Genomic DNA, 17,715 nt, shown 5'->3' with positions numbered 1-17,715 from the left:
TCCCCCTCCATCTCGGCCAGGAGCTCCCTGACCACCGCCCGATCGTCGAAATGGTGGAGCTCCACGCCCAGGATCTGCATGGTCTCGTGCCCTTTGCCCGCGACCAGCAGGAAATCACCCTCGCCGACGAGCGCCAGCGCCCTCGCGATGGCCGTACGGCGATCCGGCTCGATCTCGTACGAGCCGTCCCCCTCGTCCATCCCGCCGACCACCTCCTCGATGATCTTCATCGGATCCTCGGTACGGGGGTTGTCCGAGGTCAGGATGGCCAGATCGCTGTAGCGCCGGGCGATGCCACCCATCTGCGGCCTCTTCGCCCGGTCACGGTCTCCGCCACAGCCGAAGACCGTGATGATCCGACGGTGCGGCAGCGCGGACAGGCTCTTCAGGACCTGCAGGAGGCCGTCGGGCGTATGGGCGAAATCGACCAGGATGCGCGCGCCCCTCGAGTTTTCGATCGGTTCCAGCCTGCCCGGCACGGCTGTGTCCGCCTCGAGACCGTTGACGATGGCATCCTCCGGAAGGCCGAGCGCGAGCGCCATTCCCGCCGCACCGAGCATGTTGCGGAGGTTGTACTCGCCGACGTGCGGGCAGCGCAGCTGCCTGCTCCAGCCCGGCGTCTCCAGCTCGAAGGTGGATGCATCCGGTGCCAGCTGGATCTCCTCCGCGGTGACGTCCACCCCGGAGCCGAGACCGAACGACAGCCGCCGGTCATCGGAGATGCGGTCGTACAGGATGCGCCCATGCGGATCGTCGGTGTTGATGACCGCCGTTCCGTCGGCCTCGAGGTGTTTTTCGAACAGTGCCGCCTTGGCCTCCCTGTAGTCATCGAGGTCGCGGTGGAAATCCAGATGATCGGGCGAGAGATTGGTGAAGGCCGCGGCCTTGAAGAGCAGGCCGTCGACCCGATGGAGCACCAGGCCGTGCGACGAGACCTCCATCGCCACGTGTCGCACGCCGTCCTTCCGGATCTCGTGCAGGAGCCCCTGGAGATCGAGAGCCAGCGGCGTGGTGAGCGACGCCTTGTGGGCTTGCGCCGGCCAGCGGTACTGGATCGTTCCGATCACGGCGGCCGGGATCCCGGCGGCCTCCCAGATGGCTTCCAGGAAAAAGGTCGAGCTGGTCTTTCCGTTGGTTCCGGTGAAAGCGGCCAGGGTCAGATCACGGGCCGGATGCCCGTAAAACTCGGCTGCCAGCAACGGCATCGTTGCCAGAGTGTCCCGCACCCGAACGCAGGGCATCATAAGGTCTTCCGGGATCTCCTCCACCACCGCCATCGCCGCCCCGGCGGTTTCGGCGGCGTCGAGGAAGCGATGGCCGTCCGTGCGCGTGCCGCGCAGAGCGACGAAGCATGTACCTGGCACGACCTTCCGGGAATCGTAGGCCAGGGCCTCGGCGTGAGTGGGTAGCACGCCGCTGACCTCCAGCACTTCGATCTCATTGAGGATGCGCTGTATTTCGACTGTCACCAGGCTTCTCCAAGGAAAGAATCTCCTCGATCCCGGCAAATCCGGAGCTCCTTCCTCTGCGTCGGAGTTCCTGCCGCCGATCGCCGATCACGATGCAGTCTAGCGGATTGGAGACGAAACCCGCCACGAATGGTGGAATTCCCACTCGATCCGTGGGATTGTGTTGACAATGAAACGATCTACGAAACCGAAATACGTTGTTCTCGCTGTTGCACTCGTCGCAGTCGCCGCCTGTGCGTCATCCGGGTGGACTCCGCCGGACGAGACCGGCACACGTGTCACCAGCAGGTCCTCGGTGTTCCACGACGGACCCCAGATCGCCGCGACCGTCGTCCATCCGAGCGCCGAGAGGAGCGTCGGAGAGGAGTGGATTGTCCTCGCCGTCGAGCTGACGGCCCAGCAGGGCAGCGGACCGTTCGTCGTCCGTCGTAGCGACATCACGCTTCGAACGCCTGACGGGCGCCGCCTGACGGTGTTGAGCCAGGACGAGTTCCGCGGCACGTATCCGAGGTTTCAGATCCCCGTCGAGAGAGCTCTTTCCTATCTCCCGTTGCTCGACAGGTACAAGCCGGGCCGGGATGTGCCGTGCAACCGGTGGTTCCTGGCTCCGCCGCCGGGGATGCTCACCTTCGACGAGATCCCGATCAGCAGCTCCCAGATCTGCTCCGGGCCACTCGCATTCGAGGTGCCCGGGGGCGCTCAGCCGGGGCGCTGGCGGCTGATCATCGAGCTCGAGGAGAGCCGGGCGGACATACCATTCCTGCTGGAGCTGAGTGACTGACACTGGCAGGCGCTTTTCGCTTCGGTGTGTCAGGAGCCACCTTCACAATTGTCATTTGAGCGCCGACACCGCGTGCCCGCTGCTGACAATTGTGAAGGTGGCACCTAGGCCAAGCACTCTCAATGGGTGCAACCGGTGACGCCGAATCCGGTGTCGTCGACGCCTCTACGCGCACCTCACTTGGTGTCGCCGATGCGGCGCGCGTTTCTACTGAGCGGCGATCTTGTCCAGCTCCGCCAGCGCCTCGTCCCGCACCTCGTCGATGCCCTTCGTGCCGTCAACCTTGATCAGCTTCGGCGCGCCCTCCGCACCCCGCTCCTCGAGGTTGCCGTAGAACTCGGTCAGGACCTCTGTCTGACCGTGGTAGGTGGAGAGCCGGTTGCGGATGGTGTCTTCCTTGTCGTCGTCGCGGTGCACCAGGGGTTCCCCGGTCACGTCATCCACGCCCTCGACCTTCGGCGGGTTGAACTCGACGTGGTATACGCGGCCCGAACCCGGATGTGAACGCCGACCGGAAAGCCTTTTGACGATCTCGTCGTCCGGCACGTCGATCTCGACCACGGCGTCGATCCCAACGCCAGCGTCGAGCAGGGCTTCGGCCTGCGCGAGGGTGCGCGGAAAACCATCGAAGAGGAATCCCCGAGCACAGTCGGGCTGCTCGATGCGCTCCTTGACGAGGCCGATGATGATGGTGTCCGAAACCAATCCGCCGCTGTCCATCACGACCTTGGCCTGCTTCCCGAGCTCGGTGCCCTCGGCCACCGCCGCACGCAGCATGTCGCCGGTCGAGATCTGGGGAATTCCGTACTTTTCGCAGATGTACCGGGCCTGGGTGCCTTTGCCGGCGCCCGGCGGTCCAAGGAGAATCAGTCGCATGCAGTGCCTCCTGAGCCGCGGCGAACCGCGTTGATGTGTACGGTTTCCATTGCACATTCGATGCCGGATCGGGCTGCCAGAGCTGCGCTCTGCCCGCGAGTTCTCAAGAGTCGACAGCGCCAGCCCGTTCGGATTTAAGATATTCAAATAAAAACCACTTGACACAAAATATGCCGGTGGACCGAGCCCCGGGGCGAACCGCCTGCGGAACGCGCCCCGGCACCCCCATGTTCCCGTCACCACACAGACACGTTACGAAAGCGGCCTCCTGGGCCCACCCGTTCCACCCGGGTAACAGGTCGCCGAAAGTCGGAACATGCACAGGCGCAAGGTCTTAGGGAGATCCGGTTTCGGATCCGTAACGCGCAGGTAACACCCAGGCTTCGGATTTGGTCGCAAGTCATTCTCATTATTACAAGTGAATATTTTCACAGAGAATCACTCATACCGATCCCGAAGCACCGTAATGTCTCCAGTGCCATAACTTACGACCTCCTTGCCAAATCGGGTCAAAGGCCTTCCCGACGCGGCCTTTCCGAGGCCTCTTCCAACTTCTCGAACGGCCCCCCAGTCCACCACCGCCTCACAGACAGTCACCTCGACCTTCAAATGTTTGATTCCCAAGACGTTCCATTAAATGTAGACGAAATCTCAAAATCGATTGTGAAAACAGGCACAGCTCTTGCTAGAGATGGCGCCGATGAGGATTTGTGTATCCACCGCTTTACAAAACATGGGAGATTGAAAGGAGGAACCCTGTATGCCGAGTTTCGTCAACGTGGAAAAGTGTGACGGGTGTAAGGCACTCGACAAGACCGCGTGCCAACACATCTGTCCGAACGACCTCATGGTTCTCGATAAGGAGAAGATGAAGGCGTACAACCGTGAACCCGAAATGTGCTGGGAGTGTTACAACTGCGTCAAGATCTGCCCGACCCAGGCGGTCGACGTCCGTGGCTACGCGGACTTTGTGCCCATGGGTGCGTCGGTGGTGCCGCTGCGCTCGACCGACTCCATCATGTGGACCGTCAAGTTCCGCAGCGGCCAGGTGAAGCGGTTCAAGTTCCCGATCCGCACCACCCCTGAAGGCCAAGCCGAACCCACCGGCGGCTTCAACACCGACCCGGACCTCGAAGGTCCAGTTCTCTTCACCGAGCCGGACTCCCTCGGCTGCGACGTGTGGACGAAGTAGGGGGGGCATCATGGCAAACTTCGAAACTGTCAAAGTCGAAACCGACCTGTTGATCCTCGGTGGCGGCATGGCGTCCTGTGGCGCAGCGGTCGAGGCCGCTCACTGGGCCAAGAAGAACAACATCAAGGTCACCTTGGTCGACAAGGCCGCGGTGGACCGCTCCGGCGCGGTGGCCATGGGCCTCTCCGCCATCAACCAGTACGTTGGCATCAAGGACGGCGACAACACCGTCGAAGACTACGTCAACTACGTGAAGCAGGATCTCATGGGCGTCGCCCGCGACGACCTCGTGGCCTCGATCGCGCGCCACGTGGACGGCTCGGTTCACCTCTTCGAGAAGTGGGGCCTGCCGATCTGGAAGGCAGAGGGCGGCGGTTATGTGCACGAGGGTCGCTGGCAGCTGATGATCAATGGTGAGTCCTACAAGGTCATCGTTGCTGAAGCCGCCAAGAACCACCTCGGCACGGACAACATCTACGAGCGCGTCTTCATCGTCGGCCCGATCATGGAAGGCGGCGAGTGCAAGGGTGCGTACGGCTTCTCGGTCCGCGAGAACAAGTTCTACGTCTTCCTCGCGAAGGCCATCTTCGTCGCCATGGGCGGCGCGGTGCATGTCTTCAAGCCGCGCTCCTCGGGCGAAGGCCTCGGCCGCGCCTGGTATCCACCCTGGAACTCCGGCTCCTCCGCGTACTTCACGCTCAAGGCCGGCGCCGAGATGACCTGCCAGGAAGTGCGCTTCATCCCGGTTCGCTTCAAGGACGCCTACGGCCCGGTCGGCGCCTGGTTCCTGCTCTTCAAGTCCCGCGCGACCAACGCCTTCGGTGGCGAGTACATGGTCGAACGGCGCGACGAGCTCGAGAACTGGCAGCCTTACGGCACGGTGAAACCGATCCCGGCCAACCTCCGCAACTGGCTCGGCATGCTCGACGTGATGGAGGGCAAGGGCCCGATCTACATGCGGACGGAAGAGGCACTCCAGAGGATCGCCGACGAGTACAAGGACGATCAGAAGGCCTACAAGAAGAAGATGAAAGAGCTCGAGAGCGAGGCTTGGGAAGACTTCCTCGACATGACCATCTCGCAGGCCATTTTGTGGGCAGCGAGTGACGTCCAGCCGGAAGAGAAGTCCTCCGAGATCGCCGCCGCCGAGCCGTATTTCATCGGTTCGCACTCGGGCGCCTCCGGTGCCTGGGTCAGCGGTCCCGAAGACCTCGCGCCGCCAGAATACTTCTGGGGTTACGAGAACATGTGCACCACCAAGGGCGTTTTCGCCGCCGGCGACGCCAGTGGCGCCTCATCGCACAAGTTCTCCTCGGGTTCGCACGCAGAGGGTCGTATCGCGGGTAAGGCTGCGGTCCGGTACATCGTCAAAGAGAACCCGCCGATGCCGACCGTCGACGACGCGACCATCGAGAAGCTCAAGGCTGAGACCCTCAAGCCCCTCGATCTCTACGCCGAGCACAAGGACTTCACCTCGCAGGCCGACGTCAACCCGAACTACATCCTGCCGAAGATGTTCATGTTCCGCCTGCAGAAGCTCATGGACGAGTACGCCGGTGGTGTAGGTTCACAGTTCACGACCTCGCAGATGCTCTGCGAGCGCGGCCTGGAGCTGCTCAGCATGCTCAAGGAAGATGCGACCAACCTCGGCGCGTCCGACCTCCACGAACTGATGCGGTGCTGGGAGAACGTGCACCGCATGTACCAGGCCGAAGCGCACGTCCGCACGATCTTGTTCCGCGAGGAAACCCGTTGGCCGGGCTACTACTTCCGCGCCGACTACCCCAAGCTGGACAACGACAACTGGCTGTGCTTCGTCAACTGCAAGATGGATCCGGAAACGGAAGAGTGGGAGATGCTCAAGAGAGACATTCTCCCGATGAGCTAATTTCCACATCTACTTCGGCCCCAGGCGCTCCGGCGCCTGGGGCCTTTTTTCAGAGGCCGTATTGACTACTCAAGAACACCCCGTCTGTCCACATTGCGGCGAACAGCTCCGGGCCTTCGAGCTGCCGGATGGCGCCGGTTGGGATAGCGAGTTTCAGCTCGCCTGCTTCAATGACGACTGTCCCTACTACGTGCGTGGTTGGGCTCATATGGAGTCGAACTACGCCGTCAAGGCGTCCTACCGCTTTCGTTTCGACCCGTTCACCGGCGAAAAGTCGCCAATTGCGGTGTGGTCAGCCGACGCTCTCAAGGACCGAATCATCGAGGCCGTGATCGGTGAAGAAGCCGATCCCGACGTCGCTGATGACGGTGACGAGAATGGAGGCTCGACATGAGCACCGGACACGCGAGCCTGCCCGAGTTCCTTACCGACAAGAGGCAGCTCGCGGAGGGCGAAATTTTCAACTTCACCTGCCATCCAGGCGTTCCCTGCTTCAACTCCTGCTGCGCCGACGTCAACATCGTCCTGACGCCGATCGACGTGCTCCGTCTGGCGCGCAGGCTCGAGATGGACACTCGTCAATTCCTCGAAATCCATACCTCGAACCCGATCACCAAAGATCTACAGCTTCCGATAGTGATGCTGAAGATGACGGATGGGGAAAACAAACCCTGCCCCTTCGTCGGCGAACAGGGCTGCACGGTCTACGAGGATCGTCCCTGGGCGTGTCGAATGTACCCTCTCGGAATGGCGATTCCCCCCGCCCGCGCGGGCGAGGAGCCCGAGCCCATCTTCTTCGTTTTCGAGGACGACCACTGCAAGGGGCGCCTCCAGGCGGACGCCAAAGAGTGGACCGCGAAAAGCTGGCGTGACGATCAGGGCATCGAGGACCGCGAAAGTCTCGAAACCGGGTTCCGTGACCTGGTCAGCCATCCCTGGTTCATCGGCGGCCGGACGCTCGATCCGAAGCGCATGCACATGTTCTATACGGCGTGCTACGACATCGATACGTTTCGATCGTTCGTCTTCGAATCCTCGTTCCTCGAAAAGTTCGAGATCCCGCCTGATGAACTCGAAGAGCTGAAAACAAATGACGAGGCCCTCCTCCGCTTCGCCTTCAAATGGTTGCGTTTCGCGATGTTCGCGGAGCCGACGATGAAGGTGCGTGAGGGAGTGGTCGATCGGAGTACCACATGAACGAAGCCAAGAGTCTGCTGGTCCTTGGTGCCGGAATCGCCGGAATCAGCGCCGCCCTGGAAGCGGCCGAGGCCGGCGCAGAGGTCACCGTCGTGGAACGCGATGCTTCAATCGGCGGCCGCGTCGCACGAACCAACAACTACTTTCCCAAGATGTGCCCGCCGTCGTGCGGCATGGAGATCAACGTCCGGCGCATCGAGCGGAATCCGCGGATCCGCGTTCTGACCAACTCGCGGGTCACCGGAGCCGTGCAGACGAGCAGCGGCTGGGCGATCGAGGTCACCAGCGGTCCGGCGTGGGTCAACCAAAAGTGCACCGCCTGCGGCGACTGCGAGAAGGCGTGCAAGACCGAGGTCGACGATCCCCACAACCTGGGGATGTCAAAGGCCAAGGCCATCCGCCTCCCCCACCCCAACGCGTGGCCGAAGCGCTTCGTCTTCGACCGGACCGAGGTCAGCGACAAGGAGGCCGGCAAGATTGCCGAAGCCTGCACCTACGGCGCGATCGACCTCGACGCCTCGGAGACTACCGAAACGGTGGAGGTCGGCGCGGTGATCGTCGCAACCGGATGGAAGCCCTACCCGCTGGAGAATCTGGAAGAACTTGGCGGCGATCTCGAGGATGTCATCGCCAACGTCCAGATGGAACGGATGGCAGCGCCCTCCGGTCCGACCGGCGGCAAGATCCTCAAGCCTTCGAACGGTGAGGCGCCGACCAACGTGGCCTTCGTCCAGTGTGCCGGCTCGCGTGACGTCAACCATTTGAACTACTGCTCTGGTGTCTGCTGTCTGGCATCGCTCAAGCAGGCCACCTACGTCAAGGAGCAGCTTCCCGACGCCGCGGTCACGATGTACTACATCGACCGCCGCGCGCCCGGCCGCAACGAGGACGTTTTGCTCAAGGTGGCGGCGATGGACGGCGTCAAGCTCACCAAGGGCAAGGTCGGTCGGATCGAGAAGAAACGCGGCGTTCTCAAGCTGCACGTCGAGGACGTCGAGAACGAGAAGATCCTCGAGGCCGAGCACGACCTGGTGGTGCTGGCTACCGGCATGGTGCCGAACGCAGTCGATGAAGACCTCGCGGTATTCACCCGAAAGGACGACGACGGCTTCGTCCTCGATGACTTCGAGTCGAACGTGACTGTGGCAGGCGTCGCCCGGCGTCCGGAGGACGTCGCTGCATCGGTGCGAGACGCAACAGGAGCTGCAGCACGGGCTCTCGTGGCAGCCGGAAGGAGGTCATGATGGACAAGCTCGGAGTTTTCCTGTGCACCGGCTGCGGAATCGGCGACGCCATCGATGTCGATGACGTGTTCGAAGGAGCCGAAGAAACCGGGTGCGCCTGCACCCTGGCTCATGAGTGTTTCTGCGGCCCCGAAGGTCTTGAAGCGATCAAGAACGCGGTTTCTGAAAACGACCTCGACGGCATTCTCGTGGCTGCCTGTTCCGAACGGGCAAAGACGGCGGAGTTCAACTCCCTGACCGTCGAAGGCCCGGCGATGTTCCGGACGGCGATTCGTGAGCACTGCGCCTGGCCGCTCAAGGAAGCCGAAGACGACGAAGACAAGACGCTGTGCGCCAAGGACATGGTGCAGATGGGCCTTGCCCGTCTCAACGGCGTCAAGCCGATCGAGCCGTTGGCCGAAGAGATCAGCGATGCGGTAATGGTAGTCGGAAGCGGCCGCGCCGGACTCGAGGCGGCGCTGACCGCCTCCGGCCTCGGCCACCCGGTGGTCCTGATCGAGAGCGACGACAAGCTTGGCGGGTTGCTCGCCGCCCAGAAATCGATCCCTCCGGAGGAGCCGCCATACGAGCAGCCGGCCGAAAACCCGGTACCGAAGCTGATCGAGAAGATCGAAGCTGACAATCAGATCAAGGTTCTGACCACGACCAACATCGTCAAGATCGACGGCCAGCCGGGTCAGTTCAAGGTGCAGCTCAACGGCTCATCGGGTCTCGAAATGACGATCGGCTCGATCGTCCAGGCAACCGGGGCCAAGCCGTACGACGCCTCGAAACTCGGCCACCTCGGTTACGGGGCCTCACCGGATGTGGTGACCTCCCAGGAGTTCGAGCAGATGTTGGTCGACGGCAAGATCACCTGTCCGTCGGACGGGAGGAAGCCGGACCGGATCGCCTTTATCCAGTGCGCCGGTTCGCGCGACGAAAATCATCTCAACTACTGTTCGTCCGAGTGCTGCATCAACACCCTGCGCCAGATGATGGAGGTCGCGAAGATCGACACATCGATCGAAAACGCGGTCATCTACAAGGACATCCGCGCGCCCGGTCAAATGGAGTACTTCTTCCTCTCCGCGCAGAAGGAATCGGCCGGGATGATGACTCGCGGTGATGTCCAGAAGGTCGAGGCCAACGGCAAGCTCACGGTCCACGTGGCCAACAGCCTTCTCGGTGACGAGGTGGCGATCGAGGCAGATATGGTGGTGCTGGCGGTCGGAATGGTGCCTACATCCGCCGACGGCGAGCTGATCCGCGAACTGCACGACTCGCGCCACCAGGCCGAACACTCCGAGAGCTCACAGGTCCGCGAGACCTCGGCCGCCCGTGCCGAGGAGCTCGCCGACCACGAGGACACCGAGATCCTCAACCTCGAGTATCGCCAGGGCCCGGACCTGCCGACCCTCAAGTACGGCTTCCCGGACTCGCATTTCATTTGCTTCCCGTACGAGTCTCGGCGAACCGGAATTTACGCCGCCGGCACGGTGCATGCGCCAATGGATTCGGTGCAAGCCTCCGAAGACGGAATTGGCGCCGCCATGAAGGCGGTTCAGTGCATCGAAATGGCGAAACGTGGCGAGGCGGTTCACCCACGCGCTGGCGACACTGCGTATCCGGATTTCTTCCTCCAGCGCTGCACCCAGTGCAAGCGTTGCACCGAGGAATGCCCCTTCGGAACTCTCAACGAGGACGAGAAGGGCACACCGGAGTTCTTCCCGCTGCGCTGCCGCCGTTGCGGCATCTGCATGGGCGCCTGCCCGGAGAGGATCATTTCCTTCCAGGACTACTCGGTCCACATGGTGGCCGAGATGATCAAGGCATTCGAGGTTCCCGAGGATTACGAGGAGAAACCCCGGATCATCGCCTTGATGTGCGAAAACGACGCCCTCCCCGCCCTCGAAACGGCTGCCGCGAATGGCGCGACCTGGAACCCGTGGACGCGGATCATTCCGGTGCGCTGCCTCGGATCGATGAACATCGTGTGGCTCGCCGAGGCGCTGTCGCGTGGCGTCGATGGTGTCATCCTCATCGGCTGCCCCTTCGGTGACGACTACCAGTGCCACTACATGCGCGGTTCAGAGCTTGCCAACACGCGGCTCGAAAACGTCGGCGAGACCCTCGAACGCCTCGCCCTAGAGTCCGAGCGCGTCAAGCTGGTCGAGCTTTCGCACGACGAGTTCGAACGGATTCCGACGATTCTCGACGAGTTCGCCGAAGAACTCGACGAGATGGGCCCGAACCCGCTCAAGGGATTCTAGGAGCTCGGAAAAGGAGGAGGTATGGCCTCGATTCCGGTCATCAACACGTCAACGGATTTCCGCGATGCGTTCTTTGACCACGGCGGGGAGAAAGCCGCGCGCTGTTACCAGTGCGCCACCTGCTCGAGCGTCTGCGAGCTCGCACCGGCCAACGCACCCTTCCCGCGCCGACAGATCCTGTGGGCGCAGTGGGGCATGGAAGACCGGCTCATGGGAGACGCTGGCCCATTCCTGTGCCACCAGTGCAACGACTGCTCGGTACGCTGCCCGCGTGAGGTCAACCCGGGCGACATCATGGCGTCGGTCCGCGCGATGGTGATCGAAAAGATGGCGACTCCGCGCTTCTTGGGCAGGTTGGTGGGCAACGCCAAGAGGACGTGGCCTTTGTTGGTCCTCGCGCCGCTGATCTACTGGATCATCCTGCTCGGCGCAACCGGCGTCCACATTCCAGCCGTGGACGGGACCCTGGCTGCCGCCGACGGACGCTTCCACTACGAGCACTTCGTACCCCACTCCCTGATCTACATCACTTATTTTTCCGCCACTGCATTCGTCGCTCTGATGATGTTCATTTCGGGACGGAAGTACTGGCGGCTGCTCGGAGAGAATCAGCCGCGAGACGGGTCGTTCATCGGTGGACTTCTCGCCTCACTCTTTCCGATCGGACTGCACACCAAATTCGGTGCCTGCGACCGAGGCATTCCAAAGAGAAGATGGGGCCATTTCCTGGTCATGTGGGGATTCATCGGCGCCGCGATAACATCCGGATTCGCGATCGTCTACCTCTACCGGGAGACGGTCTTTTTCTCGTGGCTCAACCTCGAATACAGTTACCCGGTTCCGATAACCCACTGGGTCAAATGGCTCGGCAACATCTCGGCCGTAGCCCTCGTAATTGGCGGCTTGTTGTTGTGGTTCAATCGCCAGCATCCTGAGGACAAGCTGGTCGGCGTAACGACCGCCTTCGACCGATTCTTCCTGTGGGTCGTGCTCACCGTCATCGCGACGGGCGTGCTGACCGAGGTGTTCCGTTTCATTCCGATTCCACCGATCGTCGGATGTTCGGTCTATGTGATCCACCTGGCGATCGTGTTGACCCTGTTTTTGACCCTCCCCTACTCCAAATTTGCGCACATTCTCTACCGCACATTGGCGATGGCCCACGAACGGGCTGCGACCGATTGATTGTTTGAAAACCGGCCTCGGCAGAGGCGAAACACATATAGGGAGATTGCAGAATGATCAAACCACACGGATCCGACACTCTGAACCCTCTGTACGTGGCGGACGGCGCCAAGCGTGCGGAACTTCTCGAAGAGGCCAAAAGCCTGAAATCCATCGTCGTCTGCTCGCAGGCAGCCGCCAACGCGGTGATGATGGGCTCGGGCTATTTCAACCCGCTGACCGGTTACATGAATCTCGCCGACTCGATATCGGTCGCCGAGAACATGAAGACGACGGACGGACTGTTCTTCCCGGTGCCCATCGTCAATGTGGTCGAGGATGCTTCGGGCATCGAGCCCGGAATGCGCATCGCGCTCCTCGATCCCAACATCAGCGGCAATCCCGTGCTTGCCATCCAGACAGTCGAGGCCGTGGAGACAGCCACCGACGAGCAGATGGCCCTCATGACCGACAAGGTCTACCGCACTGACGACATGGAACACCCGGGCGTCAAGGCTTTCAACACCGTTGGCAAGACCTTCATCTCAGGCCCCATCGAGGTGCTCAACTTCTCGTACTTCGAGAGAGACTTCCCGGAAACCTTCCGCACCGCTATGCAGATCCGCGACCTCATCGAAAAGAACGGCTGGTCCAAGGTCGTGGCCTTTCAGACCCGCAACCCCATGCACCGGGCCCACGAGGAGCTGGTGCGCATGGCGATGGAGCGCGAGAACGCCGACGGCGCCGTCATTCATATGTTGCTCGGCAAGCTCAAGCCCGGTGACATCCCGGCCGACGTGCGCGACGCCGCCATCCGTAAGATGGCCGAGCTGTACTTCCCGCCCAACAGCGTCGAAATCACCGGCTACGGTTATGACATGCTCTACGCCGGCCCGCGCGAGGCCGTGCTGCACGCGGTCTTCCGCCAGAACATGGGCGCGACCCACCTGATCGTCGGTCGCGACCACGCTGGAGTTGGCGACTATTACGGTCCCTTCGATGCCCAGGCCATCTTCCACGACGAGGTCCCCGAGGGCGCTCTCGAGATCAAGATCTTCGAGGCCGACCACACCGCGTTCTCGCGCGAGCTCGGCAAAGTCATCATGATGCGCGAGGCCCCCGAGGGCCACAAGAAGGAGTCCTTCGTCTTCCTGTCCGGCACCAAGGTGCGCGAGATGCTGAGCAACGGCGAAGACCTGCCGCCGGAGTTTGCCCGGCCCGAGGTCGCGAAGATCCTCATGAACTATTATCAAAGCCAGAAGTCATAAGCTTCATCGCAATACGGTCTTATTGCATTTCAAGCCCCGCGGAAACGCGGGGCGCTTTTTGTTTGTCCGCGCCATCGGCGCGGACAGACAATCACGGCGTAGCCGAAGGCGAAGCCGGATTCCGTTCCGGTTTGCGTTTCCGCGCCCGTGTCTGACCTTCGCGGTCACGCCGCCGAGTATGAGGAGCCACCTTTCGCATTGTTGGCCTCAACATCAGATTCGCTTGGTCGACTGGCCACCAACAATGCAAAAGATGGCACCTGGTGGTGCTCGCTTCATCGCGCCCTTGGCTTTCAGAACCGCGAGAGGTATCCGAGGAGCAGCTCGTTGAAGCGATCTGGCGCTTCCATATTCACCATATGGGCGACGTCGGGGATGGTCACCAGCTGGGCACTCGGATTGGCTGCGACGACCATGTCGGCGATCTCGTGAATTCCGGGCATATCGAGCTCGCCGACCACCACCAACATCGGCAGATCGAGCTCGTCGAGACGATCGATTGCCGGTGGGTCGATCAGCCGGCCTTCCATGGCGTGTTCGAGGCCGTTTCGCGCCATCGCTCGCACCTTCTCCCGCACCACCGGATCGACCTCCTCGGGAGTCCGATACGGCCCGTCGGTCCACTCTCGCTGAAAGGCCTCCACCACCGCGTCGAACTCACCCGCCCGCCAGGCATCGATCATGGCATCACGATTCTCGATGTGGTACTCGGACTCGAAACGGTAGCCGCTCAGGCCTGAGGAGACCGCAACGACCGCCTCCACCCGTTCCGGCTCCTCGAGCGCCATATCGATGGCAATCCTGCCACCGAGGGACAAGCCGACCAGAACGGCGCGTTCGATGCCAAGGGTGTTCATCAGCTCGCGAAGGTCCATGTGATCCCAGTAGGCATCCGGCGGCAGTACCGATCTGCCGTGGGCGCTGGCGTCGTACCGGAGAACGCGGTGGGTTTTCGCCAGCAGCTCGAACTGCTCGTCCCACATGTGACAATCGAGAAACCCGCCGTGGATCAGGATCACCGTCGGCTCGCCCTCGCCGGCCAGCTCCCAGTAGATCTCGCTCTGGCCGAACTTCGCGACGCCAGAATCGGCCGCAAGGGGCTCCTCCACGGCGGCTGGCGGTTCCGAAGCGCCCCCACACCCGAGCGCGAGCAGCATAGCGAACAACGTGAAACGACGCATCGGCGACCTCCGCTAGGTTTTACGGTAGCGCAACTGGGGTGGTTCTGGGTGCGGGATACTCGATCTTGGATGGTCGATGTTGGATGTTGGAAATTCGATCTTGCATCGTCGATTTTGGATACTCGATGCTGGATGCTGGATGCCAGATGTTGGATTTTGGATGACCCTACCCTCCCGGACTGCCCACAGATCACACACATGGTTTCCTATCTGAATTGATCGGTGTGCATCAGTCGGAATACCGGCGGGCGCTCGGGCCGGACATCCAGTATCGATTGGAGATCTGATTGGGCCGCCCGGCTCCCCTGAGATCGATTGAACGATCTCGGATCGACGTTGAAGATGCGGAGGGAACGCTGGTGCCAGGTCTTTATTCACCCCCTCCCCTCAGAAAGACGAGGTGGGCGAAGCCCATCGCGGCTTTCTGAGGGCGGGTGGGCGGGGGGTGGGGGCGGGATGAAAAGGGGCGTCGCGAAAACAAGCCCCGCTTGCGCGGCGAAGCCGCGTAGCGGATGAGGTCCGAGGGGCGACGAGAGCTCGATCTCGGAGAACCGAGGACCGAGAACGCGTTTCTGCGATCGGAGATCGCAGCAGGCGGGCCGTACATCCTGATACGGATATCCGGCTCCGCCCTTCGGGCTACGCCGTGATATTCGGCCCACGCCAGGGCGCGGGCCGAATAAAAAACGCCGGGGCGAACCCCGGCGCCGAGTTGATTGAAAGGGGCTACTAGCCGAAGTGGATGGCGAAGAGGATCGGCGCGATGATCATCGCGACGACCGAGATCAGCTTGACCAGGATGTTCAGCGACGGACCCGAGGTGTCCTTGAAGGGATCACCGACGGTGTCGCCGGTAACCGTCGCCTTGTGCATCTCGTCGTACGCGTCACCCCACACCTCGTGGCCCTGCTCCTTGACTTGCTTCTTGGCGTTGTCCCACGCGCCGCCGGAGTTGGCCTGGAAGATGGCCAGGCACACCCCGGAGATGGTCACACCGATGAGAAGGCCACCGAGCATGTTGGGGCTGACAAGGCCGACAATCACCGGCACCGCCACCGCCATCACACCGGGGGCGATCATCTTCTTGATGGCGGCACTCGTAGCGATGGTCACACAGTGCGAGTATTCCGCCTTGCCGTCGGCGGCGGCGATCACCTTGGCCTCTTCTTCGTTGGGCTCGCGCTCTTCCGACTCGGCCGCCTGGGCCGCGATCAGGGCGGGGCGCAGCTCCTTGATCTCGCTGAACTGCCGGCGCACCTCCTGAATCATGTCCTGGGCCGCGACACCGACCGCGACCATGGCCATGGCCGAAAAACGGAAGGGCAGCATGCAGCCGATCAGCAGGCCGACCAGAACCAGCGGGTCGGCCGCGTTGATCTCGACGTTGCCCTGCATCTTGGTGAGGTACGCAGCTGTGAGCGACAGGGCCGTCAGAGCGGCCGAGCCGATGGCGAAGCCCTTGCCGATCGCGGCGGTGGTGTTGCCGACCGCGTCGAGCTTGTCGGTGCGGGCGCGAATGTCGCGGCCGAGTTGGGCCATTTCCGCGATACCGCCGGCGTTGTCGGCGATCGGGCCATAGGCGTCGGTCGCGAGTTGAATGGCGATCGTCGAGAGCATACCGAGCGCGGCCAGCGCGATGCCGTAGAGCCCGGCGAAATTGAAGGCGACGAGGATCGCTGCGCTGATCACGATGATCGGGAGTGTCGTGGAGTTCATACCGACCGCAATGCCCTGGATGACTGTCGTCGCGGCGCCGGTCTTGGAAGCTTCGACAATAGTACCCACCGGCTTGCGGAAGGTCGCGGTGTACCACTCGGTGATCATACCCACCAGAATTCCGGCGATGAGGCCGGCCACGACGGCTACCGCGATGCCGACCCAGTCGTAGGTCGGGGTCCCGGCGATCACGTCATGGACCTGGAACTTCCCTGCAGGCATCAACGCCTTGATGGCGATAATGGTGCCGATAACCATCAGGATCCCGGCACCGAAGGTGCCGCGGTTGAGGCCTTTTTGAGGGTCGCCACCCTCCTTCGTCCGAACCAGGAAGAAGCCGAGGAAAGAGGACACGACGCCGATCATCGCGATCGCCAGCGGCAGGACAACCGCGTTCATCCCAAAGCCGGGTTCCGCGGCTTCGAGGCCGACGAACCACGCCGCGCCCAGAATCATCGAAGAAACTACCGCGCCGATGTACGACTCGAAGAGGTCAGCGCCCATGCCGGCCACGTCGCCCACGTTGTCGCCCACGTTGTCAGCGATGGTTGCCGGATTGAGGGGGTGGTCCTCGGGAATCCCCGCCTCGACCTTGCCGACCAGGTCCGCACCGACGTCAGCAGCCTTGGTGTAGATTCCGCCACCGACGCGAGCGAAGAGCGCGATCGACGAGGCGCCAAGGGAGAAGCCGGAGATCAAGTTGAGCACCAGGATCGTGGCGTTTCCTCCGTTGACGGACTCGGGGTAGAGGTTGATGTAGAAGATCAGCAGACCGCCGAGGCCGAGCAGGGCGAGACCGGCTACCGAGAGGCCCATCACTGATCCACCCTTGAAGGCAACCTGCAGAGCGTCGTTGAGGCCACCGCGTGCAGCCGAAGCCGTGCGCGTGTTGGCCGCGGTCGCAGTCTTCATCCCGAAGAAACCAGCGAGCGCCGAGCAGAGCGCGCCGAGCACGAAGGACAGCGCGATCAAGCCATTGGTGTTCTGCGCCTCACCCACCATCTGATTGGAGACGCCGAGCAGGATGGCCACCGCAATCACGAAGATCACCAGCACGCGGTACTCCTGCTTGAGGAACGCCATGGCCCCGTCGGCCACCCACGCTCCGATCTTGACCATTCGTTCGTTACCCTGGTCCTGCCGCCTCACCCACGACGCCCGCATGTAGGCGAAAAACAGGGCGATGATGGCCACCACCGGGGTCAGATACACGATTTGAATCGGTTCCACGTCCTCCTCCTTTTTCGAGCTTGTACTCGGCCACGAAGTTTTTGAGATTAGCCCTTGATTTCAGGACGCTTTCTCAAGAACCTGCCTCCCCAACAAACCCCGATATCATACACAATTCCGTCCGTTTGTGAAATATTTTTCAAGCAATTCGCGCGGATTTCTGTAGGTGGCGGATACGCCTCGGCCTGCGCCTTCCGCGAGCTTCGAAACAGTTCGTCTGTAGAGTGTTCCTTCGGCCGAAATCCCCGCAAATTGCT

Annotated in this window: 13 protein-coding genes; 9 read left to right on the top strand and 4 right to left on the bottom strand. The window is 62.0% G+C overall.

The features are described from left to right. Nucleotides 1–1,469 (bottom strand): UDP-N-acetylmuramoyl-L-alanyl-D-glutamate--2,6-diaminopimelate ligase (locus tag LJE93_02515; GenBank protein MCG6947775.1); only part of this gene is annotated, 1,469 nt, incomplete at its 3' end. Nucleotides 1,470–1,638: 169 nt separating this feature from the next. Between LJE93_02515 and LJE93_02510 the strand changes: the two genes are divergently transcribed. Continuing rightward, nucleotides 1,639–2,250 carry a hypothetical protein gene (locus LJE93_02510; GenBank protein ID MCG6947774.1) on the top strand — a complete coding sequence of 204 codons (612 nt, stop codon included), beginning with the start codon at nt 1,639–1,641 and terminating at the stop codon, nt 2,248–2,250. A 207-nt stretch (nt 2,251–2,457) separates the two neighbouring features. Here LJE93_02510 and adk read toward each other — a convergent pair whose 3' ends face one another. Further along, nucleotides 2,458–3,126, bottom strand: a complete 669-nt coding sequence (gene adk, locus LJE93_02505; GenBank protein MCG6947773.1) for an adenylate kinase — start codon at nt 3,124–3,126, stop codon at nt 2,458–2,460. A 760-nt stretch (nt 3,127–3,886) separates the two neighbouring features. On the opposite strand from adk, the gene aprB reads away from it, so the two are divergent. From aprB to sat, 8 genes are all read left to right on the top strand, one after another. Then, on the top strand, nt 3,887–4,318 hold the full coding sequence (aprB, locus tag LJE93_02500) for an adenylyl-sulfate reductase subunit beta (GenBank protein ID MCG6947772.1): 432 nt from the start codon (nt 3,887–3,889) through the stop codon (nt 4,316–4,318). A 10-nt stretch (nt 4,319–4,328) separates the two neighbouring features. Beyond that, nucleotides 4,329–6,206 carry an adenylyl-sulfate reductase subunit alpha gene (gene aprA, locus LJE93_02495; GenBank protein ID MCG6947771.1) on the top strand — a complete coding sequence of 626 codons (1,878 nt, stop codon included), beginning with the start codon at nt 4,329–4,331 and terminating at the stop codon, nt 6,204–6,206. A gap of 61 nt (nt 6,207–6,267) precedes the next feature. After that, nucleotides 6,268–6,600: a hypothetical protein gene (locus LJE93_02490; protein ID MCG6947770.1), complete on the top strand. Its 333-nt coding sequence runs from the start codon at nt 6,268–6,270 to the stop codon at nt 6,598–6,600. Beyond that, nucleotides 6,597–7,403 (top strand): YkgJ family cysteine cluster protein, encoded by an 807-nt coding sequence (locus tag LJE93_02485; GenBank protein MCG6947769.1) that lies wholly within the window; start codon nt 6,597–6,599, stop codon nt 7,401–7,403. Before LJE93_02490 ends, LJE93_02485 begins: the two co-directional genes overlap by 4 nt. After that, nucleotides 7,400–8,647, top strand: a complete 1,248-nt coding sequence (locus LJE93_02480; protein MCG6947768.1) for an FAD-dependent oxidoreductase — start codon at nt 7,400–7,402, stop codon at nt 8,645–8,647. The genes LJE93_02485 and LJE93_02480 overlap by 4 nt, the downstream gene beginning before the upstream one ends. Next, nucleotides 8,644–10,899, top strand: coding sequence for a hydrogenase iron-sulfur subunit (locus LJE93_02475; protein ID MCG6947767.1), 2,256 nt, complete (start codon nt 8,644–8,646; stop codon nt 10,897–10,899). The genes LJE93_02480 and LJE93_02475 overlap by 4 nt, the downstream gene beginning before the upstream one ends. Before the next feature lie 21 nt (nt 10,900–10,920). Then, on the top strand, nt 10,921–12,084 hold the full coding sequence (gene qmoC, locus LJE93_02470; GenBank protein MCG6947766.1) for a quinone-interacting membrane-bound oxidoreductase complex subunit QmoC: 1,164 nt from the start codon (nt 10,921–10,923) through the stop codon (nt 12,082–12,084). A 53-nt stretch (nt 12,085–12,137) separates the two neighbouring features. Continuing rightward, complete coding sequence (gene sat / locus LJE93_02465; GenBank protein MCG6947765.1) at nt 12,138–13,331, top strand: sulfate adenylyltransferase; 1,194 nt, start codon at nt 12,138–12,140, stop codon at nt 13,329–13,331. Between the two features lie 293 nt (nt 13,332–13,624). Here the strand turns inward: sat and LJE93_02460 are convergent, their stop codons facing one another. Beyond that, complete coding sequence (locus LJE93_02460) at nt 13,625–14,512, bottom strand: alpha/beta hydrolase (protein ID MCG6947764.1); 888 nt, start codon at nt 14,510–14,512, stop codon at nt 13,625–13,627. Nucleotides 14,513–15,241: 729 nt separating this feature from the next. Further along, a complete protein-coding gene (locus LJE93_02455; GenBank protein ID MCG6947763.1) occupies nt 15,242–17,458 on the bottom strand; it encodes a sodium-translocating pyrophosphatase in 2,217 nt (738 codons plus the stop codon). Between the last annotated feature and the right edge of the window lie 257 nt (nt 17,459–17,715).

Source organism: Acidobacteriota bacterium (genome assembly GCA_022340665.1).
Taxonomy (GTDB): domain Bacteria; phylum Acidobacteriota; class Thermoanaerobaculia; order Thermoanaerobaculales; family Sulfomarinibacteraceae; genus Sulfomarinibacter.
This window is presented reverse-complemented; position numbering and strand designations above follow the sequence as displayed.

Coding starts and splice junctions, on each gene's coding strand:
- LJE93_02510 (MCG6947774.1), top strand. CDS start 1,639: ATGAAACGATCTACGAAACCGAAATACGTTGTTCTCGCTGTTGCACTC.
- adk (MCG6947773.1), bottom strand. CDS start 3,126: ATGCGACTGATTCTCCTTGGACCGCCGGGCGCCGGCAAAGGCACCCAG.
- aprB (MCG6947772.1), top strand. CDS start 3,887: ATGCCGAGTTTCGTCAACGTGGAAAAGTGTGACGGGTGTAAGGCACTC.
- aprA (MCG6947771.1), top strand. CDS start 4,329: ATGGCAAACTTCGAAACTGTCAAAGTCGAAACCGACCTGTTGATCCTC.
- LJE93_02485 (MCG6947769.1), top strand. CDS start 6,597: ATGAGCACCGGACACGCGAGCCTGCCCGAGTTCCTTACCGACAAGAGG.
- LJE93_02480 (MCG6947768.1), top strand. CDS start 7,400: ATGAACGAAGCCAAGAGTCTGCTGGTCCTTGGTGCCGGAATCGCCGGA.
- LJE93_02475 (MCG6947767.1), top strand. CDS start 8,644: ATGATGGACAAGCTCGGAGTTTTCCTGTGCACCGGCTGCGGAATCGGC.
- qmoC (MCG6947766.1), top strand. CDS start 10,921: ATGGCCTCGATTCCGGTCATCAACACGTCAACGGATTTCCGCGATGCG.
- sat (MCG6947765.1), top strand. CDS start 12,138: ATGATCAAACCACACGGATCCGACACTCTGAACCCTCTGTACGTGGCG.
- LJE93_02460 (MCG6947764.1), bottom strand. CDS start 14,512: ATGCGTCGTTTCACGTTGTTCGCTATGCTGCTCGCGCTCGGGTGTGGG.